The sequence below is a fragment of the Cellulomonas sp. APG4 genome, assembly GCF_009996735.1.
Taxonomy (GTDB): Bacteria; Actinomycetota; Actinomycetes; order Actinomycetales; family Cellulomonadaceae; genus Actinotalea.
Genome location: NZ_JAACYI010000017.1, coordinates 70,170 through 91,987 on the forward strand (window position 1 = coordinate 70,170; position 21,818 = coordinate 91,987).

Sequence of the window (21,818 nt, forward strand, 5' to 3'; positions counted from 1 at the left end):
GACGAGGCGTTCCGGAGACTTCCTCACGCCACGCATGAGTAGCCCTCCAGACTTCACGGCTGGGCGCGTCACAGCCGCCCCTCGTCGTCGGTGAGGCGCCATGGGCCGGTGAGCGCTGCCTGAACCTCGGGAATGCTCCACTCGGGGAACCACGAGTAGAGCTCGAGCACACCGGCCCTGCGCCGCATCACCGCAAGATCGAGCTCGTGACAAAGGCACACCTCTGCGTCGAGTCGGACCGCGAGCTGAGCGGCCGTCACCGCCATTCGCGCCCGGGCTTCGCCGTAGAGCGGATCGCCACGCTTGTAGTCGATCGTCCACTCGATGTCCGAGGTCGCGGGAGCGCCGAGAAGGTCCAGGTAGATCTCGTGGTCCACGGGGTGGCGGACGTCGCTGACGAACACCTCGAGCGCATCGACGACAATGCGACCGCGCTCGTTGACGGGCGCGGCGAGCAATGGGACAAGGGCGGAACGAACTTCGGCGGTCGACGCCGCGGCGCGCACCGCCATGGGGTAGCCGAGCATCACGCCTCCGGGGTTGCGTCGCTCACGTGCGGGCGCCTGCCGCCTCAGAGGCGCCCGTCGTCCTGGACGAGTGTCCATGGGTCCTCGAGCGACTCCTGGACTTCCGCAATGCCCCATGGCCGGAACCAGGAGAAGAGCTCGAGAGCACCGTCGCGCCGCCGCATGAGAGCCAGGTCCAGCTGGAAGGTGAGGCATGCCTCGGCGTCCAGCTCCCGTGCCAGCGCAGGCGCCGCCCGCGCCAGGAGGAGGCGCGCCCGCTCGTAGTCCGCGGCGTCGCCCTTGTCCTCGATCCACCAGTCCACGAAGCAGGTGCCTGGGGCTGTCAGCAAGTCGTCGAGAACGCTGCGCGTGACCGGGTGGTCGGGGACGTCGATGTCGACGCTGAGCGCTCCGATCGTGATCCGTCCATCGACCGGATCGGTGCCGAGAAGCGTTGCGAGCGCACCGACGATGTCCTCGACGGACACGACCGTACGCACGGCCATGGGGTAGTGCAGCATTCGCTACTCCTCGGGGATTGTGGGAAGCCAGAATGGCAGGATCTCGCCGTTCCGGAGGATGATCAGTTCCTTCAGCCCGGGCATCGGCCACGTCCCGAACTGGTCCGCCACCGCTTCGAACGACAACGGCGAGTCGTCGAGCACGAGGACGACGCGGGGCGCCTGACCCCTCGCAATCTTCTTCTGGACCTCCCCCCACACGTTTCGGACCGAGTCCGAAATCGGTGAGTAGGCGTCGAAGACCCTGCCCTCGATCCGGTAGTCGGGGTTCTTCGGTCCCGGCACGGGTGGAGTCTGCTCGACGACATAGCCGAGCCGCGCGAGGTGGAAGGCGGCTTGGTTCTCGCGGGTTCGTCCGCGGATCGTCTCCGGCTCGTCGTCGGAGGTGAATGTGGCCGGCCGACCGGTGGGGGTTGCCTTCGGATCCGGAGCGAGGGACGGGGCGGTCGCGCTGGACCGAAGCGCCACCGGTCGAGACGCCCCGACCACCGCACCCACACCGACCCCACCCCCACGCGGCTTCGCCGCCACCCCCGCCAGCCCAGCGAGCACCCCACCGAGCTCGTCGACCAGCCCGCGCAACGAGCTCATCGAGCCCACCAGCGCGGTGACCTTCCCGCCCACGCGCGCGACCAGCGACGACACCCGGGTCGCGACCTGGGCCACGACCCACGGGGTGCCCAGCCCCGCGGTCGCCACGCTCTGCAGCACCCACGAGATCGCCGAACCCACCAGGTCCGCGAGCGCGTCGCGCACCAGCTCGCGCACGGTCTGCACCACACCGGACGCCGTGCGCAGCGACGCCGCCACCGCGCCCGAGCCGCCCGCCAGGCCGCGCAGCTGCGCGACCATCCCGTCGCCGTGGCGCACGTACGCGCCCACGGCCTCGCCCTGCATCGCACCGAGGTCCACCCGCAGCACCCGGCCGTAGTCGCCCGCGGCGAGGTCGAGCTCCGCGGCGATGTTGTCCCAGGTCGCGGCAAAGCCCAGCACCGCGCCGGCGTCGCCCGTGAGGTCGGTCAGCCAGCCCTTGAGCGGCTCGAGGTGCTCCATCAGCCACCCAAGCCCGGCGGAGATGAGCGAGCCGATCGGGTCCAGCGCGGCAGCCGCCGCGTCGAGCACCACCCCCACCCCGCTCAGCGCGGCGTCGAGCCAGCCCTCCGAGCGCAGGGCCTCCGACAGCTCGGCGAGCGACTCGAGCAGCTGGGCACCCTCGAGCGACGACGTCGTCCCGACCGGCCCGAGGACGAGCGTCCCGGCCGTCACTCGAGCACCCGGCCGAGCGCACCGAGCCGCGCACCGACGTCGCCGTCGATCACCTCGTAGTCGCGCGCCATGCCGCGCACGCCGTCGGCGGTCGCCTCGACGGCCTCGCGGGTGCGCCGGACGGCGTCGTCAGCCGACGTCTCGCAACCGCTGAACGCCGCCGGGAGGAAGCTGCACAGCAGCCCGAAGGCGACGTCGTGCAGGTCGACCTGTCTGGCCGCGGCCGAGGCCCGAGCCACGGTGTCAGCCACCACCTGGACCCGGCCCGCGTGCTGGCGCAGCACGTCGACGTCGACCGCGAGCTCCCTCATGGCCGCCCGCCCAGCACCGGCCGGCGGCCGTGGCGCCCCGCGAGCTCCTCGCGCAGGCGCTCGACGATGGCGCTCCCGGCGCCCCACGACTCCTCCGCCACGACGACAGCGCGCTCGCCGGCCTGCACCTGCGCGTCACGGACCGCCACGAGGATCGCCGCCGTGAGGCTCGCGGCCGACTGCTGCACCGCCGTGTCGTCGAGCCGCAGGTCCGTGAGCACGCCCGCGGCGTCGACCTCGACGGTCACGTCGCCGCGGCGCGAGCGGCCGACCCCACGCACGGCCGCGATCGCCGTCTGCGCGTCCTGGGCCGTGCGCATGCGCTCATGGGCCGCGGCGACATCCCCTTGGATGCGAGCGAGGACATCCGCGGGATCGGTGCTCGTGGTCATGGCACGCGACGTTAGGGATCGCGTGCCTCGCGCGGGTGAACCCGGACGAATCTGTGGATAACCGGCGCCGGGCGTGCCTCCGTCGGCGCTGCCTGACGGCGGCCCTGCCCGACCGGTGGTTCCGCCGCGAGCGGGGAAGATGCGCGCCGGAAGCCGACGCGCAGGTTCCCCGATCCCGCCGTCGGGCGGCGTTCGGATCCGGCTCAGCCCACCCGATCCCGCCGTCGGGCGGCGTTCGGATCCGGCTCAGCCCCCGGCCGACGCCGCGGCCGCGCGACGGCGATCGGGGAGGTTGCGTGCCGGCGAGCGGTACCCAACCTCCCCGGTCCGGCGGACACCCGGCCCGACGGCGCCAGCTCACCTCAGCGGGGAGGATGTGCGCCGCCCAGCGGCACGTGGCTTCCCCGATCCCGCCGGCGAGCGGGCGGCCCCCTCGGTCCTCCGGCTCCCTACCCCTCCCGCGAGATCGTGACTCCGGTGTCGCGATCGTGGGTCCTAGCTGACGATCTCGGCGCGTAGGTCACGATCTCGCGGGTGGGTGAGGGCGGGGGTCTGGGGGACGCGCGGCACGTCGCCGCGGCTCAGGCGCATGGCGTTGGCAATGACCACCAGCACCGACGCCTCGTGGACCAGCATGCCGATCGCCATGGTCACGCCGCCCAGCAGCACGCCCGCCAGCAGCACACCCACCGTGACCAGCGCGATCGCGATGTTCTGCCGCATCACGCGCACGGTGCGGGCGGCGAGCCTCAGCCCGTGCGGGAGGCGCTCCAGGTGGTCGGCCATGAGCGCGACGTCGGCGGTCTCGATCGCCACCGCGGTGCCGGCCGCACCCATCGCGACCCCCACGTCCGCGGTCGCGAGCGCGGGTGCGTCGTTGACCCCGTCGCCCACCATCGCGACCACGTGACCGGCGCGCTGCAGCTCGCGCACCGCGTCGAGCTTGTCCTCGGGCAGCAGCCCGGCGCGCACGTCGTCCACCCCCACCTGGGCCGCGACCGCGGCTGCGACGCGCTCGGCGTCACCGGTGAGCATGACGGTCCGTACCCCGGCGGCGTGCAGGCGCCTGACGGCGTGCGCGGCATCCGCCCGCACCTCGTCGGCCACGGCCAGCACCCCGAGCACCCGCCCGTCCACGGCGACCACCATCGGGGTGCGCCCGGCCGCGGCCAGCCGCTCGACGTGCGCCGCGGCGCCGTCGTCGGGAGCGTCCAGCAGCGCGAGCGTGCCGACGACGACCCGCCGTCCGCCCAGGTGAGCGACCACCCCGCGTCCCGGGACCGTGACGACGTCGTCGGGCAGCGCGCCCGGGTCGATCCCCTCGGCCGCGGCGGCCTCGAGCACGGGCCGCGCGAGCGGGTGCTCGGACGCGGCCTCGGCGCGCGCCGCCCACGTGAGCACCTCGGCGCGGTCGGCACGGTCCGCGAGCACGACGACGTCCGTGAGCCGCGGCCGGCCGCGCGTGAGGGTCCCGGTCTTGTCGAGCGCGACGACGTCCACGCGGGCCGCGGTCTCGAGGTGCTCGCCGCCCTTGATGAGCACGCCGTCGCGCGCGCCGCGCCCGATCCCCGCGACCACCGCCACGGGGATCGAGATGACCAGCGCGCCCGGGCAGCCGATGACCAGCAGCGTGAGCGCGAGCTCGACCTGCCCCGTCACCGCACCCGCGACCACCGCGAGCACGAGGATCGCCGGCGTGTACCAGCGCGAGAAGCGGTCCATGAACGCCTGCGTGGGGGCCTTGGCGTCCTGCGCCTCCTCGACGCGACGGATGATCCGCGCGAGCGTCGTCTCAGCCCCCACGCCCGTGGCGCGCACCTGGAGCAGGCCCCCGCGCGAGACCGTGCCCGCGAACACGCGGTCGCCCGCGACCTTCTCGACCGCGACGGACTCACCCGTGATCGAGGACTCGTCGAGCGCGCCGCTGCCCGCAAGCACCTCGCCGTCCACCGGCACGGACGCGCCCGCCTTGACCAGCACGGTCTCGCCCAGCCCGACGGCGCCCGCGGGCACCTCGACCTGCTCGCCGTCGCGCAGCACCACGGCCACCTGGGGCGCCACCGCGACCAGTTCCGCGAGCGCCGAGCGCGTGCGGGTGAGGGTCGCGTCCTCGAGCGCGTGCCCGACGGCGAACAGGGACGTCACCGCCGCGGCCTCCCAGTGCTCACCGATCACGACCGCGCCGATCGCCGCGACGGAGACGAGCAGGTCGATCCCGATGACGCGCGCGAGCAACGCCCGCACCGCGTTGCGGACGATCCCGGCGCCGGCGACGACGGCGGCCGCGACCATCAGCACGTCGGCCGCGGTGGGGGCGCCGAGGCGGGCCGTGGCGAACGACGCGAGGATCAGCGCCCCCGCGAGGGTGGGCACCGCCCAGCGGCGGTGGCGGACGAGGGACGACATGACGAGCTCCTGACGTGGGCGGGGATGGGGTGGGTGGGCTCGGCGGCCCGGGGCCCGGGCGGGCTCGGCGGCCCGGGGCCTGGGCGGGCGCGGGGCGACACGCGTCGGCGGCTCAGAAGGCCGCGGGCCGTGCGGTGTAGCCGGCCTTGGCGACCGCGGCGACCAGCGCGTCGACGCTCGCGCGCGCCGGGTCGTGCTCGACCTCGATCCGCGCCGAGGCGAAGTGCACGGTCACCGAGGTCACGCCGTCGAGCCGGCCCACCTGCTTCTCGATCTTGGCGACGCACGACGGGCAGCTGAAGCCCTCGGCGCGCAGCACGGTGCGGGTGGTGGTGGCGGGGGTGGTGCTCATGGTTCTCGGTCTCCTTCGCGTCACCCCGGGTGGGCGACTGCTCGTGACGTTAGGCACGGCGCCGTCGGCGTTCGATGACGTGCGTCAATCGACGGCAGAACCGCCGTAGGGTCGGCCCCAGGAGGTCGGTACGCGATGGGAGAGCCCACCCGCACGGCACGCCGTCGGACGCCGTTGCGCAGCACGTGCGCGCAGCCCCACGCGTGCCCGCACCCCGTGCGCATGCAGGTGCTGGGACGCGTCCCGTACCTCGAGGGGCTCAGCCGCGAGCAGCTCGAGGCGATCGACGCGAGGCTCGTCGCGCTGTCCTGGGCGGAGGGCGACCCGCTCTACCGCGCGGGTGAGCCGGCCGAGCACCTGTTCGTGCTGGCGTCGGGCCGGGTCAAGGTCACACGCTCCACGGCCGACGGCGCCCAGGTCATCACGGATCTGCTGGTGCCGGGCGACCTGTTCGGGACGGTCAGCACCCTCGGCGAGCCCGAGCACCCCGAGACCGCCGAGGCGCTGACCACGGTGTGCGCGCTGCGCATGGACGCCGCGACGTTCCGGGCGGTGCTCGCCGAGCACCCGGGCGTCGCGCTGCGCGTGCTCGACGACGTCGCGGCGCGGCTCGCGGCGGCGCGCGCGGGCGCGGTGCGGGCCGCGGGCGGCACGGTCGAGGCGCGCGTGGCCGGGGTGCTTCTGCGGCTCGCGGACCGCCTGGGCCAGGACCGGCACGACGGCGGCACGCTGCTCCAGGTCCCGCTCTCGCGCGCGGACCTCGCGGCGATGTCCGGGTCCACGCCGGAGTCGGTCTCGCGCGTGGTGAGCCGCTGGCGCCGCGAGGGCGTGGTGGATGCGGGCCGGCGCTGGATCGCCGTCGTCGACCGCGACCGTCTGGCCGCCCTCGCGGGCTGAGCCCGGCGGGCACCGAGCCGGGCCGGGACCCGTCAGGATCCGAGAAGCGCGGCGCCGCGACGGCCCTCTAGCGTGACGCACAGGTGACGACGAGGGGTGGGGCGATGAGTCACGAGTCGAGCGGCTTCTCCGCGCAGGAGCGTGCGGCGATGAAGGCGCGAGCGGCCGAGCTCAAGGCCGAGGCGGACGGCAAGGGCGGCAAGGCGGCTGCGGCGGAGCTCGCCGTGCTGACGAAGATCAGCGAGATGGACCCGGCCGACCGTGCACTCGCCGAGCGGGTCCACGCGATCGTCACGCGCACCGCCCCGCAGCTCGCGCCCAAGCTCTGGTACGGCTAGCCCGCGTACGCCGCGAAGGGCAGGGTCGTGGGCTTCTTCCGTAGCGGCCACGACGACGGCGAGCGCTACTCCACGTTCGGCTTCACCCCGCAGGCACAGCTCGACGACGGCGGCCTGTGGCCCACCTCCTACGCCCTCACCGCGATCGACGCCACGGTCGAGAACCGCCTCGCCGCACTGGTCGCGGCGGCCGTCGGCTGAGCGGGCTGTCACTAGGCTCGGCGCGACCGACGGCCGACGACGTCCAGGAGCACCCGTGACCCAGCCCGACACACCTGACCTCGCCTGCCCGCTGTGCGGGTGCCAGGACTTCGACCGCCAGCAGTCGCGGCAGGACTCGATGTGGGGGTTCAGCTCGCACGTCATGACGCTGCTCGTGTGCCGCCGCTGCACCTACGTGCTCCACTTCTACGGCGGCAACTCGATCTGGAACATCGACTGAGCTGAGGCGTGCTTCTCCTGTTCGGCGTGGGCGAACGGCCGATCAGGAATCGACGGGCCCGGGCTCCGGTTCACACGGATGTCACGGGCTCCGGCCATACTCCGGGGCACGACGCACGAAGAGACGAGGTTCGCCCATGACAGCTGCGACGACGTTCCCCCCGACCGCCGAGCTCTCGCGCCTGGACCGCTGCGACCGTTGCGGCGCGCAGGCCTTCGCGCGGGCCACGCTCCCCGGCGCGGACGGCGCCGCGCTGTACTTCTGCGGCCACCACTTCCGCGCCCACGAGGACGCGCTGGTCGCCGCCGGCGCCGACATCCTCGACGAGCGCCACCGCCTCGACGAGCGGGTCGCCGCACCCGAGGCCTGAGCAGTCCCGAGAGCGCCGTCCGGGGTCCACCGACCCTGGGCGGCGCTCTCGTGCGTCTACTCCGCGTCGAAGGGGTTGAGGAGCTCGACGGCGACCCCGTCGAAGTCCCGTACGTTGCGCGTGACGAGCACCGCACCGTGCTCGACGGCGGTCGCGGCGATCAGCGCGTCGACCACGGGCAGCGACCGCGGCCGGTTCAGCTCTGCCCAGCGCCGCGCCACCGGCGGCGTGACGTCGAGGATCCTGTCGGCGTAGCCGGTCTCGAGCTGGGCCACCCACTCCTCGAGCGCGACTGCGCGATCGGGCTCGCGCGCGGCAAGCCGCAGGATCCCCAGCCGGATCTCACCGACCGTGAGGGCGCTCAGGTACAGGTCACGCGAGCGCACGTGGTCGAACCATCGCGCAACGCCGGGGTGCGGCCGGGAGCGCCGCACCTCGGAGATGACGTTCGTGTCGAGCAGGTACCGCGTCATCGGTCAGGGCCCGGCGTGCTCGAGAGGTCGATCTCGCGGGGGGGCTCGTCGCTGCGCAGTCCGTCGAGCTCGAGCCCGGCGAACGTGGGGCCGTGGCGCAGGTGGTCGACGAACTCCACGCTCACCCCGGCGAGCCGCCGGTAGCTCGCGATGTCGATGACCACCGCGACCTCCTCCCCGTGGCGGCTGATGACCTGCGGCTCGCCGGCCTCGGCTGCGCGCAGCACCTCACTGAGCCGCTGCTTCGCCTCCTGCACCTGCCATGTCATGACCTCACGCTATCTGGACAGTCTGGACAGAAGCAACGCCCGAAGCTCGATGTTCAGTCGGCGATGTGGGCGACCACGCGGCCGCTCACCTCGTGCGCGCGGAGCTTGTCGAGGTAGGCCGGGATGTCGTCGAAGCCCACCACCGTGACGGCGGGCTCGATCGCACCCGAGGCGAGCAGCTCGTACACGTCCGCGGCGTCCTGCGGGGTGCCGCCGTTGGAGCCGAGCACGCGCACCTCCTTGAGGATCATGTCCATCGTGTGGAGCGTGAACTCGAGCTTCCCCATGCCGACGAGCACCACGGTGCCGCCGCGACGCACGGCCTTGGACGCCTTGGTGGTCGTCTCGCCGAACCCCGCGTAGTCGACGACCAGGTCGAAGTCCTGGCCCTCCCACTCGGCGGCGTCCGCGACGACGTCGGCGACCCCGGCCGCGCGCACGCGGTCCCACACCTCGGTGTGACCTCGGCGACGTGCACCTCGGCGCCCTTGACCACACCGACGCGCGCACCTACCTGGCCGAGCCCGCCGAACCCGATCACACCCACCTTCCAGCCCGGCTGGAGGCCACCGATCGTCATGATCGCGTGGTACGACGTCATCCCCGCGTCCGTGCCGAGCGCCGCCATCTCGAAGGACAGGCCGTCCGGCATCGGGACCAGGTCGCCCGGCAGGCACACGTGCTTCTCCGTGAACCCGCCGTCGCGGCCGTACCCGGGTGCGCTGGGGCTCGCGGCCGTGGGGCACACCCCCACCCGGTCGCCGACGGCGACACCCGTGGTGCCCTCGCCCAGGGCGCTCACCACACCGGCGATCTCGTGCCCCATGACGATCGGGCGGTTCGGGATGATCGAGAGCCAGCCCTCGTCGTCGAGCACGCCGACGTCCGAGTGGCACAGGCCCGCGGCCTTGATGTCCAGCACCACCTCGCCCGGGCCGGGTGACGGCTCGGGAAGATCGGCCCGCTCGAGCGGCTGTCCGGTGTGGAAGAACTGCCAGGCCTTCATCACAGGGCTCCTCACGTCATCGAAGGAAACCCTCGCCCGCGGCGGGGGTGGCACGCCCCGACCCGCCCGCGAGCGCCCGCGACGCTGCCACCTCCAGCCTCCCCGTCCCCGTGCCGGGCGGCAAGGGACCCGCTCGCTCATGGGTCGAACCCCGGGTCCGTCCGATCCAAACCTCCCCGCCAGACGCGCCGTCGGAGCTCGCCGGACATGGCAGGCACCGCGGCCATGTTGTAGAGGCGCTCGTCAAGCGCGGTCCGACACGGGCGCTGACGGCGTGGGTGACTGCGCGCCGGGTCAGGCGCCCTTGCGGCCGGTGATCAGCAGGTGGCCGGAGACGCCCAGCAGCGCGGGCTCGGACTCGGTGGCGCGCACCAGGCCCAGGAGCCGTTCGCGCAGCGTCGCGTCCGCGAGCTGCTCGTCGAGGTCGTCAGCGAGGCGCGCCACGCCCTCGACCGCCACCGGCCCCTCTGCCTGGAACCTGGCCTCCTCGACCTCGGCGCGCAGCTCCTCGGGCCGGTGGAAGTAGCCCGTCGTGAACCAGCCCGGACGCCCGGTGGTGTTGCGGTGCACGCCGTCGGCGAGGTCGTCGGTGATGATCTGCGCGAACTGGTCGTCGCGCAGGAACCCCGCGAGCACGCCGTCGACCGTCGACGCCCAGCGGCAGATCGCGGCCGCCACCACCACGCCGCCCGGCCGCAGCACGCGCGCCGCCTCGCGGAGCGCCTGCAGCCGGTCCTCGCGCTCGACCAGGTGGTACAGCGGCCCGAGGAGCAGCACCGCGTCCGCGGAGGCGTCGTCGAACGGGAGGGCACGCGCGTCGCCCTCGACCACCGAAGCGAGCGGACGGCGTGCGGCCGCGCTCGCCTCGCGCGCCTGCTCCACGTGCAGGGGCACCGGGTCCACCAGGTGCACCTCGTACCCGGCCTCGGCGAGTGGCACGGCGTACCGTCCCGCGGCCCCGCCCACGTCGTAGACGATGCCCGGCGCGCCCGGCAGCCACCGGTCGAGCAGCTCGTGGGTACGCAGGGCCTCGAGCAGCCCCTCGCCGCGGTCGAGCCGGTCACGCTCACGGCCGAGCGCGTAGTAGTCCTGGAGGTCTTGGAGCGAGGCCATGGGAGCGAGCCTGCAGGACGGCGACGCGGGTGGCCAGGGAGTTGCCGGGGAGACCGGATCGTGGGGCCTCAGTCCACCGGTCACCCCGCCGATAGGCATGGAAGACCCGGGCGGGCCGCACTCGCTCTCCTCCGAGTGGGGCGCCACGCTCTCCCGACTTCCCGACCCGTCAAGGAGTCCCGTGCTCACCCTTCGCCGTCAGATCACGGTCGTCCTCGCTGGCGCCTTGGCGGTGCTGATCGCAGGGTGCTCCGCTGCCAGCCCGTCCACCGCTCCGACGGACGCTGCCGCCTCACCGTCGCCAGAGGTGACCGCCGGCGAGCCTGACAGCCCCGTCGCACCGGACCTGCTCGACCACCTCGACTTCACGGCGGGTGAGCTCGCCCTCCCTGCGGAGGCCGTCGAGCACTTCGATCAGGACGCTGTCGACGCCGCCCCGCAGGCGATACTCGACACCTTCACGGCGCTCCTGGAGACCTCCCGGGTGACGCAGAACGGCGACCCGCGCACCTTGGAGGAGTACGAGCCGGTCAAGCCCCTGCTGACGGCGGACATGTGGGACGAGCTCGTCGCGGCGTTCGAGGAAGGGAACACGGCGAGCGTCGCCGCGCTGGTCCCGTCCTCGGCACTGGGCGGCGACTCCGAAGGCGCGTCCGACGAGGGCGCGTCCGACGGAGCCGAGGCCGGCGAGAACACTGTCGAGCGGGTCAACCCCTACCGACGCAACGGGACACCGGCCATCGAGGTCGTCACCAACGACGACACCGGTGAGTCCGGTGTGAAGGTCGTGTTCCCCTACGTGCGGTCCTTCGACCGTCCGGGCGGTGAGCTCTACGAGTCCGGATGGGCGCAGTCGCTGTGGTTCGTCCACACCGACGGGCGGTGGCTGATCGACCACTGGTACGCCGAGCCCACAGACCTCGCCTGAGCGAGGGCAAGAGAAGCATCGGCGCGAGCGGTTCGGCCTTCCCGCTCTTGTGGCGCGACGCTCACGTCACTCCCACCCACAGCCCGTCCCGGGCCCTCGTCATCCCGACGTAGAGCTCGCGGCGCCGCAGCTCCCACCGCTCGCGCTCGGTGCCCTCGGCGGGCGGCGCCGCGTCCCCGATCTGGTCAGCCCACGCGTCACCGATGAGCACCTGCTTGAACTCGAGCCCCTTGGCCCGCTTGATGGTGCCCACCTTGATCGCATCCACCGGCGAACCATCGTAGCTCTGCAGCTGCACCACGGGCAGGCCTGCGGCGGTCAGAGCCTGCGTCGCGGCCTGGACACCCTTGTGCGTCAGGCACAGCACGCCGACGTCGCCCGGACTCGTCCCAACCTCGTGCAGCACCGCCCGAGCACGCGCAACGAGGCGTCGTCCGCGGTCTCCCCACGTGGCGCAGCGCTCGATCACCGGCTCCACACCCCGGCGGGGGACGGCCGACGGCAAGTCCCCGCGCGCCACCGCGCCTTCGATGTCGGCGAACTGGTCGCCGGCCACCATGCGCTGCGCGAACTCGAGGATCTGGGCGGTGTTGCGGTAGTTGACGTCCATGACGACGCCGCGTCCGGCGAGCGAGATGCCCAGCTCGGCGAGACTGTAGCCGCCGGGGTAGATGGACTGCTGTCCGTCGCCGATGAGGGTGAACGCGTCTGGCCCGTCACCGACGAGCCCGTGGAGTAGCCGCACCATCGCACAGGTCAGGTCTTGGGCCTCGTCGACGATGACGGCCGCGTAGGGCTCGGCGAGGGGCGCCCGCCGCAGCTCGGCCTCGGCGAGCAGCACGACGTCGGCGTAGTCGTTCACCTTGGCACGCCGCAGCTCGGCGTCGTAGGCGCAGTAGAGCTCCCACACCGCGCGGCGCTGGTCGACGGTGAGCGGGTGGCCGCGCCCGGTGCGAGTGAGATCGGCGTATTGCTCGAAGCGCGTGAGGCCGCGCCCCTTGAGCACGTAGTCGATCTCCTCCTTCCAGTACCGGGCGGTCTTGACGCTTCCCCCAAGGGTGCTCGTCGCGGCGACGGCCTCCCAGGCGCGTGTGAAGGCGAGGTCGATCTGCCGGGAGTCGACGCGCACGGTGACGCCACGTTCGTCGAGCACGCGCCGGGCGAACTCGTGGACGCCGGCGAAGTCGACCCGGTCGACGACGTCTGGCGCCATGCGCCGCAGCATCTGCCCGAGCACCCCGGGCAGGGTCCGCACGAAGGTCGTGACCAGGATCCGGCCGGGCTGCGTCCGCGCGAGGTAGGCGGCGCGGTGGAGCCCGACGACGGTCTTGCCGGTCCCGGCAGCTCCTCGGATGCGGCACGGCCCGTTGAAGCTGCGCCGCACGAGCTTGGCCTGCGAGGGGTGCAGAAAGGTCATCCACTCCTCGATGGGGCTCGCGAGCATCCCCTCGAGGAGGGCCGACTGCACCTCCTCTTCACTGAGCAGCGAGTCCTGCACCGGGGCGGGTGCGGGCTGCGGCAGCACGGGTTCGGCGACCGTGACCGAGACGGGCGCTGGCGCGTTCACCTCGGCGAACACCGTGAGGGCCTTGGCGAGGACGACGTCGACCTGGCCCGGGGTGAGGCGGCTGCCCCGCGAGGCGATGAGGCGGAGCACGTCCTTCTCGCCGACCACGCGCACCGGGCCGATGCGCTCGTTCACGTCTTTGCGGCCAGCGAGCACGACGGCGGCGTGCACCTCACCCGGTGCGAGGCCGACCTCGGCGAGCTCGCCTTCGGCGGTGTAGGCGAGGCCCGCGAGTGCGAGCACGTCGTCGGTCACGTCCTCCTGGCCGCGGTGGATGCGGCCGTGGTGGATCGCCACGTCCTTCCACGCCTTGGTGTCGACGATGAACACCCCGCCCGGCCCGACGACGACCAGGTCCACCTGGGCGCGCCTGCTTCCCGGCCAGCGGCGGTCGGCCAGCAGGTAGTGGCCAACGGCGGCCAACGGCGCGAGGGTCTGCGCCGTCGCCTTCTCCGTCACGTCGGCGATCGAGTACCGCGCGGCCGTGGCGCGGGCCTCAGCAGCTGCCGCCGCATGGGCGTCCGCGAGCGCCAGCTGTCGGCGCGCCTCCGCGCCGGCCGAGTCCCCTGCAGACATGCCGACACCTCCTGGGAGATGTGTCGGCAGGTGTCACGGGTGGCTTGACCGGCACAGCGGACTGCCGGCCGGCCGGGTGACACTCAGGCGCGCACCACCGGCAGCGCCGGCGAGCGGCGCGCGAGGTCGGCGAGCACGGTCGAGGGGTTCTCGACCCGGACCTCATAGACCATGCCGTCGGTGGCGACGACGCGGATGCCCGGGCCGGCGTCGAAGAGGAGCCCCATGCGTCGGCCGGGCACGCGTCGCAGTCCGACCCCGCCGTAGCGCACCGGGTCAATGCGCTCGACCGCCGACACCTCGGCGATCGCCGACGGTGCGAGCTCCCCGCGCCACAACGGACGGAACCGCAGGGCGAGGCCGTCGTCGGACCAGTCGACGCTGATCTCTGCCCGGACGATGGCGACGCCCAGCGCGCCGCCCACCAACGACGGCACGGCCGAGGCGAGGAGCAGGCCGGGGTTGTCCCATGGCACGACGGCGACGACCAGCCCGACGGCGCCGAGGCTGAGGACCACGACACCCCAGCCGACACCTCGCAGCCAGCCCGGTGCCGAGCGTGCGTAGAGAAGGACGTCGTCCATGAAGTGCCCCCTGAGTACAGACGGTTGGTGGAGTCCACGCTGGTCTGACGAGCCCGCGACGCGACTCGGTCCTCGACCGAGGGTGCCATGCGCCCGGCGCCGTCAACCCTGGATCAGAGCCTCGATCCGCTGCTGCTCCTCGGCAGACCCGAGCGTGAGGCGGTCCTTGCTGTCCCGGTAGTGCGCGATCACGCGGGCGAGGGTGCGTGCGTCGACGGCGAGCCACTGGGCCTCGACGACGGCGTGCTGCGGGCCCAGAGCGGAGCCCGCACGGAGCCACGGCTTCCCGGCGGGGCGGTGGATCGTGCCGGCGGTGTGGTCGGCACGCAGGTGCACATGTCCGCTGTCGGTGATCAGCACGTCCCGCAGGTCTGCCCACGCGATCCTCGAGTCGAGGCCGGGCTCGCGCACCAGGACGCCCGACGGCGTCAGCCACACACCCCCGGCCGAGACCCGCGCGGCCTCGATCGGCATCAGCGGGACCAGGCACCACAGGCCCGCGACGGTGAGCACCGCACCGAGGAACACCTTGCCCCCGACGAACGCGATGACAGCCAGGACGAGCACCGGTGCGCCCAGCAGCGCCCAGATCGCGAGGACCGGCGCGAGGCGCGACAGGGGTGCACGGAAGGCGACCGCCGGCTCACCGAAGATCCGCTCGGCACGTGGCGCAGGTCCTCTGGCGTGCTCGCCGCGCTCCTCGCGGTCGCGCCCACGGCGAGCCCAGAGCAGCATCACGGCGAGCGCGATGAGCCAAGCTCCCAGCCCCCCGAGGCCGGCGTGTGTGAATCAACCCGACGCCACCAGGATGCCAAGAACGCCGATCCCGACGATCGTGGGGATCTCCAGGCGTCGCAGCCGGCGCAAGTCTCGCTCCGCGCGCGCAAGCTCCGCACCGTGCCGACTGTGTGGAGCAGCCGTGTCGTCCTGCTCACCGTCGGGGAGGCGGTCGTGACGCATCCGGCGATCCTGCCCTGTGCCTCCGGGACCGGGGGATCCGCGTCCACCCCTGCCCCGCGCGACGCGGGCTGGATCGGCGCGCACTCGCTCCAGCCGCAGAGGCACTGCGTGAGCGCGGCGCCCCTCGTGCTGCTGACTTCAGTCAGCGCGTGGTGGGGCCGATGCCACAAGGGTGGAGTCGCCCACCCCCGAGGTCTTCGACGTCGACCGGGTTCCCCTGCTCGGCGCACTCTCCGCGCCGTGGCTGGCGGCCCAGCAGCCCACGAAGGATGCGTCATGAAGGCTAGGTCCGGCGTGCCACGCCGACGTTCGCGCAAGACGCCCACGCCTGAGGCACTGGCGGGCTTGGTGCGCGCCGACTCTGCGAAGACGAGCGCCGGCAAGCCCAAGAAGAGCCCAGCCCGCATGTGCTCGAGCTGCGGCAAGCGCCGCCGGTACTCCCGCTACCGATACTGCGTGCGCTGCGCCGTGACAGCGGGATTCCGTGCCTGCAAGCAGTGCGGTCAGTACTTCCCGCCAGAAGATCCGCGACGGGATCGGTGCAAGCAGTGCCGCGGCTCGACGCGGTCGTCGGTCTGGACGACTGGATCGGCTGGAGCGCCCGGGCTCGGACGGCGGCGCTGAGGCCGATGACCGCGCACACCGGCACTCTCGCGCGCTCGATCGAGCCGCTGACGCTCGAGCACGTCACGCAGAGACGCGTCGCGGACGACGGTGCGGTCGAAGTGGCCGGTCCCGATGTTCCCTCAAGGCCCTAGGTGAAAGGACCGGCCAGGCTCCCGATGGCGGCGCGCACCACGAGATCGAGGAGGCGGAGCCGCGACTGGTCGGGAGTGACTCTTTGTCCGTCCTCACTCAGCACGCGGTCGGCCACTTCGTCGAGGCGCTGGATGACGCGGCGTTGTCCGATCAGGTGGCGACAGGCAAGCCAGTAGCTGCGATGGTCGCGGGTGCCGGGAAGTCCGAGATGGTGGACGACGGCGTCGTCCAGCAGGGGGAAGAGGTCGGGACGCTTGAGCGCGCACAGGGCGTGAGCTGCCCGGACGTCACCGAAGCCCATCCGCGCGCCGACAAGCGCCCGCTCCATGGCCTCGAGCTCGAGCGGTCCGGCGAGCGCGAGGCCCACGGCGGGGAGCTCACGCAGGGGCCGCTCAATCTCCCACCGGTAGGCGCGGTGATGAAGAAGACGACCGATGCTGCGAGTGGGGAGCGGGCCGGCGACCTGGACCGTGATGAGCAGGTCCACCGGGGTGATCTCGCTGGTCCACGCTGCGTCGTGCTGCGTCGCAAGGGCCTGCGGCACCGAGCCGCACTCGACGTACGCGGTCACGGCGGAGAGCAGGCTCGTGTCCGGGTCCTCGATGAGGTCCAGGACACGGCCGACAGCCGCGTCGAGCCGCTCGCGCAAGGGCGGATCCCACCCAGCTGGCTGCTTCTCCCACCGGGGTCGCTCCACATCGCCCATGCTGACGTGCCCTACCGACATCAGTAACCGCTTCAGGTGAGGTGTGACGCCGCCGATGCACTGGCATGGGAGCAAAGCCGCCGTCCACATCCGATGCCACGCCCGCTGTCGTCCGAGTCGGAGCGCTGACCGCTCCGTGGGACGAGGCGCAGCGCTTCGTCACCCGCTACCTCAACACGCCGGCCGACCACTGGTCGTACCCCGCGTATGACGCGTACCCGGGTGGCCCCGACGCCTCGGTATCGGAGCAGGACCTGTTCGCCCCGACGCTCCTCAACGCTGGGATCCGCTCGCTCGAGACGTACTACGCGCTGTGCGGCGCGCTCAGGACGATCAACGAGCGGCTCGCGGTCGTCCCGGGCGATGTCGACCTGGCGGACGCAACCGACGAGCAGATCGCCGACGTCGCGCGCGTTATCGGGGTCATCGACGGGCGGGCTATCCCGGGCGTTCAGCTGACGACCTACTCGAAGATCCTGCACCGCAAGCGCCCGCGGATCTTCCCGCTCTACGACCCGCACATCGAGCACTGCTACCAGCACGCCGCCAACGCGCCCGTGCCCGCCGTGCGAGAGCCGCGCACGTGGAGCGAGTTCGCGGTTCTGTGGCTGAAAGCCGTCAGGCACGACCTGAGAAACCCTCCGGTGACGGGGTGCTGGGAGACGCTCGCTGCGCTCACGCCTCAGAGCGGCCAGCCGATCTCGCCTCTCAGAGCGCTCGACATCGTCGGGTGGGGTCTGGGACAGCCAAGCCGTGCCAAGTGGAAGACGTTCGCTGCTGCTGCCGACGGCAGCAACGGGAAGGTCTAGCGGCTCACCCTGACCGCCTGACCACGAAGAGATCACGCCGAAGCGCTACACCACTTCCAGGAACTTGACCGGACGTGACCCGCTCGGCTCTTGTGTGCCGCGGTCCCATGCGGTGAGCTCACAACCATGGAGTCGGTGAGCGCCCTCGAGGATGCGCTCGAAGCCGCGCTCGCGGTCTATGACGTCGAGGGTGAGAAGGCGCTCAGATCGCGTTTCGACCTCGCACAGCCGCGGCACGTGACGATCCGGGACGGCCGCCGCTATGACGCGGACCTTCTCGGTCACCTGATCCTTGGTGCGGCCGGCCCTCGCGCGGCTCGCCTGGGCGAGCAGTCCGCGGCTGCGGTCGTCGCGGCGGCGGGCGCCACCGTCGTACGGATCGAGAACTGGTCGGTCGAGAACGAGCTCTTGTGGCGCATGAGTGCCTGGCAGCAACTCCAGCGTGCGGACGTCAACGCCGAGTGGCTCCGTGAGCGCGGGTTGTACGGCGGGATGCAGGGCATCTGGGTTGATGCTGCTCGGACGAAGACGCTGGCCCCTGAGGGTGTCGCGGTTGCGGTCCGTCACACAGGGCGTCACTACGCAGACGACGTCGACGACAAGATGGCGATCTACTACTACCCGCGCACGATCCGACCCGCGGCCCGCGATCGTCACGAAATCGAGGCCGTGAAGAACGCCGCCGAGCTACATTTGCCGGTCTTCGTGATCGGAGAGGGGCCCGGCGGCGCGCGTCCGGTCCGGCTGGCGTGGGTGATCGCTGCCGACGACGAGGCCGAGGTGTTCCTCCTGGAGTTCGCGGAAGCGGAGCCGCGCCACCTCGACATCGGCGAGCCTCACGTGCCGTTCGAGCTCACCTCGACCCGGCAGCGGGCGGCGGCGCGGCAACAGCGCTACGTGCGGTCGCCGGAGTTCAAGTTCCGTGTGCTGCACAGACACCAGGGGAAGTGTGCGGTCACCGGCGTCGGGGTCCCGGTCGTTCTGGACGCTGCCCACGTCGTACCTGTCGAGGACGGAGGAACCGACGACGAGCGCAACGGGCTCCTGTTGACAGCAACGCTTCACCGGGCGTTCGACGCCTACCTCTGGGCGATCGAGCCGGGGACACACCGCCTGCGTACGCGTCGTCAGGGGCCGACCCTCGCCGATCTCCAGGTGACCGCGACTGCTCTCAGGCAGGGCGTCAAGCCGCCACATCCAGACGCGTTGGAGTGGCGGTGGCTCCGCTTCCGGGCGAAGGGGGACGCGGCCGTGCTAGGGGAGGCCGTGGCCGAGGAGGCGGGTCGGTAGGCCCACCGCCCTTTGCCGTCACCGGGGTGAGTACGCGCCTGCCAGCCACCGCAGGACATCTGCGGCCACCGCGGGCACAGAGGCGACCCGCTCTACCGGATCCGCAACATCCTGCGCGCCGCCGCGAACCACCTGACCGAACGGCAGTGGGACCGGCTGAGCGACTGCCTCGCCCGCGGGGACCCCCACGGCGAGGTGTTCCTGGCCTGGCCGTGCTACCAGCAGGTCCGCTCCGCCTACGCCACGACGGACCTGAGCGCGGGAAAGCCATCGCCGAGCAGCTCGTCGTCACCTTCGCATCCTGCCCGATCCCCGAGATCGCCCGCCTGGGCCGGATCTGCGCCAATGAAAGCGGACCTTCCTGGCCTACTTCACCACCGCCCGGTCCTCCAACGGCGGCGCCGAGGCCATCAACGGACTCATCGAGCTGCATCGCCGCATCGCATGCGGGTACCGCAACCCCGACAACTACCGCCTACGCATGCTCCTCATCTCCGGCGGCTTGGACGTCACACCCCCACCGGAAGTCCGATGAGCCCGTTGACCCACCGCAGTGGCTGAACCGATGTAGTGGGCCAGGGCTCCAGATCAGGACGCAGTCTCGACGCAATCAGTAGAAGCGACCAGAGTAGGCAGTGGCCATGAGCCACCGGTCCGCAAAGATGACACGAGGAGGCGGTTACGATGCTGAAATTGGGCACAACCAAGTGGTTTGCAGAAGACCGAGGCTTCGGATTCATCACGCCGGACGACGGCTCTCCAGATGTCTTCGTACACGTCGCGGCGGCCGGCCTGACTGAAGGCAGCCGTGTCGCGTTCCGTGAGGAGCCTGGACCACGTGGCCCCATGGCAGTGGAAGTAGTCACTGAGGGCCTCGCCTCCTACTTTCTAGCCGACATCCCCCAGGGCTCTGACGCAGATCCACAGGCAGCCTTGACCTACTTCTACAATGCCGCGAGAAGCGCGGCCGACGCCCGTGGCGTTTCGACGGACCCAGCTCTCGCCGCTCTGGCTACAGCGGTGGAGTCGCTTGCACAGGGACTCGCCTTGCTCCACGAAGACTAACTCGCTCGCCATTCTCAAGATGGGCGTGATCTTGGGCTGATAGTAGGCGGGTCGTCGAAAGGCATCGTCTCCAGGCTCTTCGGAGTTGCGTAGCCGGCTCTTCGAAGATGAGGGTGTAGTCCGCGGTTGGGGTTGGTCGGCGCGTCGGTGCCCGGGTAGGGGTCGAGGTGGTGTGTCCCGCGTTCCGTGGAGTCGTGTTCCTGGACTCTTGTGCCACTTGGCCCTTGGATCGGCGTCAGCCCCGACTACCGCGTCGCGGTCAACGGCGAGGTGCTCAAGGAAGTCGGCGGCCCAATGCTGAAGCACGGGATTCAGGGCTCTTCGGATCTAGGTGTTGTGGCTCATGAGGTTGGTGACACCCGCAGGAGTGTGAGGGAGGAGTAGGCCCCCGGCGGCAGGATGGAAGTACCACCAACCGCCCCGCCGCGAGAGAGACCTACCCCTCGATGAGCCACGCTAACGCCCCGCTGACCCCGGAGGGCCGGCTGCGGCTGGTCCGCCGCTGCGCCCACCGTCCGATCGCCCACGTCGCTGCCGAGGCCGGGGTGTCGCGGCAGTGCTTGTCGAAGTGGAAGGCCCGCTACGACGAGCTCGGCGAGGTCGGCCTGCTGGACCGCGCCTGCGTCCCGCACGCCTCACCGACCCAACTTCCAGTCGAGCTGGTCACGCAGATCGAACGCTGGCGGCGCGATCACAAGTGGTCCGCACGGGAGATCACCCGCGAGCTGCACCGCCACGGGCACCGCGTCTCGGCCACGGCGGTCTCGCGGTGGCTGGTCCGCCTGGGCATCAACCGGCGCCGCGACATCGACCCGGACGGGTCCTCCAACCGGACCCCGGGGGCGATCACCGCCCGCTACCCCGGCCACATGGTCCACGTCGACGTCAAGAAGGTCGGGCGGATCCCCGACGGCGGCGGGTGGCGCGCCCACGGGCGCGGCTCGCGGCAGGACCGGGCCGCCCAGCGCGCCAAGACCTCCGGCGCCCGCGCCGGCTACGTCTACCTGCACTCCGCCGTCGACGGGTTCTCCCGCCTGGCCTACACCGAGCACCTGCCCGACGAGAAGACGACCACCACGATCGGGTTCTTCCACCGCGCGAGGGCGTTCTTCGCCGCCCACGGCATCGCCCGGCTCGTGCGGGTGATCACCGACAACGGTGCCAACTACAAGGCCACCGTCTTCAGCCGGACCGTGACCGCGGTCGCCTCCCGCCACCAGCGGATCCGGCCCCACACACCCCGTCACAACGGCAAGGTCGAGCGCTACCACCGGATCCTGGCCGAGGAACTCCTCTACGCCCGCATCTGGGCCAGCGAAGACGAACGCGCCGCCGCGATCGACGTCTGGAACATCCACTACAACTACCATCGCGCTCACACTGCCGCCGGCGACCGACCCCCGGCCTCACGCCTCCGCGCAGGCGTCACCAACGTCATGGCACAGAACATCTAGGCGTGGTTGGGCCTCCAGGGTCGGTCGCCGGAGGCGCCGAGCAGGATGCGTAGTCGGTAGTGGGTGAAGGTCCGGAACCCGTGGGTAAGGCGCCTGGTCTTCTCGATGATCAGGTTGATGGCCTCGGTGCCGCCGTTGGAGACGCCGTCGGTGTCGAAGTAGGCCAGGACCTGGGTGCGCCAGGCTCGTAGGGTCCGTCCGAGGCGGGCGACTTCGGGGATCGGGCAGGCGTGCAGGGTAGCGATCAGGTCTTCGGCGATCTTCATGCCGGCTGCGGCGGTGCGCTGGTGGTAGATCCCTCGCAGCCGCTGGTGGCAGCCCCAGGCAATGGGGCTCTTCGCAAACGAGGGTGTAGCAGGGTGCTGTCCGTTGGCGGCGCGTTGGTGACCGGGTAGGGGTCGAGGTCTCCCGAGGATGAAGGTTCCTACGCCGCTCATCTGGAAGACCTCGACGTGCTT

Annotated in this window: 27 protein-coding genes and 1 pseudogene; 11 read left to right on the top strand and 17 right to left on the bottom strand. The window is 71.9% G+C overall.

Going from position 1 to position 21,818, the window contains the following annotated elements; translation table 11 throughout:
- Positions 1-68 precede the first annotated feature (68 nt).
- From GXB85_RS12890 to GXB85_RS12920, 7 genes are all read right to left on the bottom strand, one after another.
- Positions 69-512, bottom strand: a complete 444-nt coding sequence (locus tag GXB85_RS12890; protein ID WP_161918064.1) for a hypothetical protein — start codon at positions 510-512, stop codon at positions 69-71.
- 59 nt (positions 513-571) lie between these two features.
- Positions 572-994, bottom strand: a complete 423-nt coding sequence (locus GXB85_RS12895) for a hypothetical protein (RefSeq protein ID WP_161918065.1) — start codon at positions 992-994, stop codon at positions 572-574.
- Between the two features lie 36 nt (positions 995-1,030).
- On the bottom strand, positions 1,031-2,293 hold the full coding sequence (locus tag GXB85_RS18875; RefSeq protein ID WP_161918066.1) for a hypothetical protein: 1,263 nt from the start codon (positions 2,291-2,293) through the stop codon (positions 1,031-1,033).
- A complete protein-coding gene (locus tag GXB85_RS12905; protein ID WP_161918067.1) occupies positions 2,290-2,604 on the bottom strand; it encodes a type VII secretion target in 315 nt (104 codons plus the stop codon). The genes GXB85_RS18875 and GXB85_RS12905 overlap by 4 nt, the downstream gene beginning before the upstream one ends.
- Entirely contained in the window at positions 2,601-2,996 is a 396-nt protein-coding gene (locus GXB85_RS12910) for a YbaB/EbfC family nucleoid-associated protein (RefSeq protein WP_161918068.1), read from the bottom strand. Before GXB85_RS12910 ends, GXB85_RS12905 begins: the two co-directional genes overlap by 4 nt.
- 495 nt (positions 2,997-3,491) lie before the next feature.
- Positions 3,492-5,402 (bottom strand): cation-translocating P-type ATPase, encoded by a 1,911-nt coding sequence (locus GXB85_RS12915; RefSeq protein ID WP_161918069.1) that lies wholly within the window; start codon positions 5,400-5,402, stop codon positions 3,492-3,494.
- A 112-nt stretch (positions 5,403-5,514) separates the two neighbouring features.
- On the bottom strand, positions 5,515-5,754 hold the full coding sequence (locus GXB85_RS12920; protein ID WP_161918070.1) for a heavy-metal-associated domain-containing protein: 240 nt from the start codon (positions 5,752-5,754) through the stop codon (positions 5,515-5,517).
- 135 nt (positions 5,755-5,889) lie between these two features.
- Here GXB85_RS12920 and GXB85_RS12925 point away from each other — a divergent pair, with 135 nt between their 5' ends.
- The 5 genes from GXB85_RS12925 to GXB85_RS12940 all read left to right on the top strand — a co-directional run bounded on the left by GXB85_RS12925 (position 5,890) and on the right by GXB85_RS12940 (position 7,801).
- The gene (locus GXB85_RS12925; protein ID WP_161918071.1) at positions 5,890-6,651 is read left to right on the top strand and encodes a Crp/Fnr family transcriptional regulator; all 762 of its coding nucleotides are present in this window, start codon (positions 5,890-5,892) and stop codon (positions 6,649-6,651) included.
- A gap of 104 nt (positions 6,652-6,755) precedes the next feature.
- Positions 6,756-6,989, top strand: coding sequence for a hypothetical protein (locus GXB85_RS18880; protein WP_370524225.1), 234 nt, complete (start codon positions 6,756-6,758; stop codon positions 6,987-6,989).
- Positions 6,990-7,016: 27 nt separating this feature from the next.
- Complete coding sequence (locus tag GXB85_RS18885; protein ID WP_370524226.1) at positions 7,017-7,190, top strand: hypothetical protein; 174 nt, start codon at positions 7,017-7,019, stop codon at positions 7,188-7,190.
- A gap of 55 nt (positions 7,191-7,245) precedes the next feature.
- On the top strand, positions 7,246-7,431 hold the full coding sequence (locus GXB85_RS12935) for a hypothetical protein (RefSeq protein WP_161918072.1): 186 nt from the start codon (positions 7,246-7,248) through the stop codon (positions 7,429-7,431).
- Positions 7,432-7,567: 136 nt separating this feature from the next.
- Entirely contained in the window at positions 7,568-7,801 is a 234-nt protein-coding gene (locus tag GXB85_RS12940) for a hypothetical protein (RefSeq protein WP_161918073.1), read from the top strand.
- Positions 7,802-7,857: 56 nt separating this feature from the next.
- On the opposite strand, the gene GXB85_RS12945 is transcribed toward GXB85_RS12940, so the two are convergent.
- From GXB85_RS12945 to GXB85_RS12960, 5 genes and pseudogenes are all read right to left on the bottom strand, one after another.
- Entirely contained in the window at positions 7,858-8,274 is a 417-nt protein-coding gene (locus tag GXB85_RS12945) for a type II toxin-antitoxin system VapC family toxin (protein ID WP_161918074.1), read from the bottom strand.
- Positions 8,271-8,543 carry a type II toxin-antitoxin system Phd/YefM family antitoxin gene (locus GXB85_RS12950; protein WP_202627939.1) on the bottom strand — a complete coding sequence of 91 codons (273 nt, stop codon included), beginning with the start codon at positions 8,541-8,543 and terminating at the stop codon, positions 8,271-8,273. Before GXB85_RS12950 ends, GXB85_RS12945 begins: the two co-directional genes overlap by 4 nt.
- 53 nt (positions 8,544-8,596) lie before the next feature.
- Positions 8,597-8,983, bottom strand: coding sequence for a zinc-binding dehydrogenase (locus GXB85_RS17875; protein WP_202627940.1), 387 nt, complete (start codon positions 8,981-8,983; stop codon positions 8,597-8,599).
- 353 nt (positions 8,984-9,336) lie between these two features.
- Positions 9,337-9,690: pseudogene (locus tag GXB85_RS18890) on the bottom strand (alcohol dehydrogenase catalytic domain-containing protein); the annotation flags it as partial.
- Positions 9,691-9,843: 153 nt separating this feature from the next.
- Positions 9,844-10,662 carry a class I SAM-dependent methyltransferase gene (locus GXB85_RS12960; RefSeq protein WP_161918075.1) on the bottom strand — a complete coding sequence of 273 codons (819 nt, stop codon included), beginning with the start codon at positions 10,660-10,662 and terminating at the stop codon, positions 9,844-9,846.
- A 307-nt stretch (positions 10,663-10,969) separates the two neighbouring features.
- Here GXB85_RS12960 and GXB85_RS12965 point away from each other — a divergent pair, with 307 nt between their 5' ends.
- Positions 10,970-11,590: a hypothetical protein gene (locus GXB85_RS12965; RefSeq protein WP_161918076.1), complete on the top strand. Its 621-nt coding sequence runs from the start codon at positions 10,970-10,972 to the stop codon at positions 11,588-11,590.
- Between the two features lie 61 nt (positions 11,591-11,651).
- Here GXB85_RS12965 and GXB85_RS12970 read toward each other — a convergent pair whose 3' ends face one another.
- The 4 genes from GXB85_RS12970 to GXB85_RS12985 all read right to left on the bottom strand — a co-directional run bounded on the left by GXB85_RS12970 (position 11,652) and on the right by GXB85_RS12985 (position 16,607).
- Complete coding sequence (locus tag GXB85_RS12970) at positions 11,652-13,733, bottom strand: nuclease-related domain-containing DEAD/DEAH box helicase (protein WP_161918077.1); 2,082 nt, start codon at positions 13,731-13,733, stop codon at positions 11,652-11,654.
- Between the two features lie 83 nt (positions 13,734-13,816).
- Complete coding sequence (locus GXB85_RS12975) at positions 13,817-14,317, bottom strand: hypothetical protein (RefSeq protein WP_161918078.1); 501 nt, start codon at positions 14,315-14,317, stop codon at positions 13,817-13,819.
- Positions 14,318-14,419: 102 nt separating this feature from the next.
- Positions 14,420-15,052: a hypothetical protein gene (locus GXB85_RS12980; RefSeq protein ID WP_161918079.1), complete on the bottom strand. Its 633-nt coding sequence runs from the start codon at positions 15,050-15,052 to the stop codon at positions 14,420-14,422.
- Positions 15,053-16,031: 979 nt separating this feature from the next.
- Positions 16,032-16,607, bottom strand: a complete 576-nt coding sequence (locus GXB85_RS12985; protein WP_161918080.1) for a DUF6308 family protein — start codon at positions 16,605-16,607, stop codon at positions 16,032-16,034.
- Between the two features lie 200 nt (positions 16,608-16,807).
- Between GXB85_RS12985 and GXB85_RS12990 the strand changes: the two genes are divergently transcribed.
- The 5 genes from GXB85_RS12990 (at position 16,808) to GXB85_RS13010 (ending at position 21,360) form a co-directional block, all read left to right on the top strand.
- Positions 16,808-17,551 (top strand): DUF6308 family protein, encoded by a 744-nt coding sequence (locus tag GXB85_RS12990; RefSeq protein ID WP_161918081.1) that lies wholly within the window; start codon positions 16,808-16,810, stop codon positions 17,549-17,551.
- Between the two features lie 135 nt (positions 17,552-17,686).
- On the top strand, positions 17,687-18,841 hold the full coding sequence (locus GXB85_RS18895; protein WP_161918082.1) for an HNH endonuclease signature motif containing protein: 1,155 nt from the start codon (positions 17,687-17,689) through the stop codon (positions 18,839-18,841).
- Positions 18,842-19,250: 409 nt separating this feature from the next.
- On the top strand, positions 19,251-19,376 hold the full coding sequence (locus GXB85_RS18900; protein ID WP_370524229.1) for a hypothetical protein: 126 nt from the start codon (positions 19,251-19,253) through the stop codon (positions 19,374-19,376).
- Positions 19,377-19,534: 158 nt separating this feature from the next.
- Positions 19,535-19,906, top strand: a complete 372-nt coding sequence (locus GXB85_RS18905; RefSeq protein ID WP_370524228.1) for a cold-shock protein — start codon at positions 19,535-19,537, stop codon at positions 19,904-19,906.
- A gap of 446 nt (positions 19,907-20,352) precedes the next feature.
- A complete protein-coding gene (locus GXB85_RS13010; protein WP_161918084.1) occupies positions 20,353-21,360 on the top strand; it encodes an IS481 family transposase in 1,008 nt (335 codons plus the stop codon).
- Here GXB85_RS13010 and GXB85_RS13015 read toward each other — a convergent pair.
- The coding region (locus GXB85_RS13015) for a transposase (RefSeq protein ID WP_161918085.1) at positions 21,357-21,818 on the bottom strand (462 nt) is incomplete at its 5' end. The genes GXB85_RS13010 and GXB85_RS13015 overlap by 4 nt on opposite strands.

Bases quoted from the DNA above. Each gene is read 5' to 3' on its own strand.
- GXB85_RS12980 (WP_161918079.1), bottom strand. From the start codon at position 15,052: ATGCTGCTCTGGGCTCGCCGTGGGCGCGACCGCGAGGAGCGCGGCGAG.
- GXB85_RS12960 (WP_161918075.1), bottom strand. From the start codon at position 10,662: ATGGCCTCGCTCCAAGACCTCCAGGACTACTACGCGCTCGGCCGTGAG.
- GXB85_RS12940 (WP_161918073.1), top strand. From the start codon at position 7,568: ATGACAGCTGCGACGACGTTCCCCCCGACCGCCGAGCTCTCGCGCCTG.
- GXB85_RS12890 (WP_161918064.1), bottom strand. From the start codon at position 512: ATGGCGGTGCGCGCCGCGGCGTCGACCGCCGAAGTTCGTTCCGCCCTT.
- GXB85_RS13010 (WP_161918084.1), top strand. From the start codon at position 20,353: ATGAGCCACGCTAACGCCCCGCTGACCCCGGAGGGCCGGCTGCGGCTG.
- GXB85_RS12990 (WP_161918081.1), top strand. From the start codon at position 16,808: ATGGGAGCAAAGCCGCCGTCCACATCCGATGCCACGCCCGCTGTCGTC.
- GXB85_RS12920 (WP_161918070.1), bottom strand. From the start codon at position 5,754: ATGAGCACCACCCCCGCCACCACCACCCGCACCGTGCTGCGCGCCGAG.
- GXB85_RS12950 (WP_202627939.1), bottom strand. From the start codon at position 8,543: ATGACATGGCAGGTGCAGGAGGCGAAGCAGCGGCTCAGTGAGGTGCTG.
- GXB85_RS12910 (WP_161918068.1), bottom strand. From the start codon at position 2,996: ATGACCACGAGCACCGATCCCGCGGATGTCCTCGCTCGCATCCAAGGG.
- GXB85_RS12925 (WP_161918071.1), top strand. From the start codon at position 5,890: ATGGGAGAGCCCACCCGCACGGCACGCCGTCGGACGCCGTTGCGCAGC.
- GXB85_RS12915 (WP_161918069.1), bottom strand. From the start codon at position 5,402: ATGTCGTCCCTCGTCCGCCACCGCCGCTGGGCGGTGCCCACCCTCGCG.
- GXB85_RS18880 (WP_370524225.1), top strand. From the start codon at position 6,756: ATGAGTCACGAGTCGAGCGGCTTCTCCGCGCAGGAGCGTGCGGCGATG.
- GXB85_RS12975 (WP_161918078.1), bottom strand. From the start codon at position 14,317: ATGGACGACGTCCTTCTCTACGCACGCTCGGCACCGGGCTGGCTGCGA.
- GXB85_RS12905 (WP_161918067.1), bottom strand. From the start codon at position 2,604: ATGAGGGAGCTCGCGGTCGACGTCGACGTGCTGCGCCAGCACGCGGGC.
- GXB85_RS12945 (WP_161918074.1), bottom strand. From the start codon at position 8,274: ATGACGCGGTACCTGCTCGACACGAACGTCATCTCCGAGGTGCGGCGC.
- GXB85_RS12970 (WP_161918077.1), bottom strand. From the start codon at position 13,733: ATGTCTGCAGGGGACTCGGCCGGCGCGGAGGCGCGCCGACAGCTGGCG.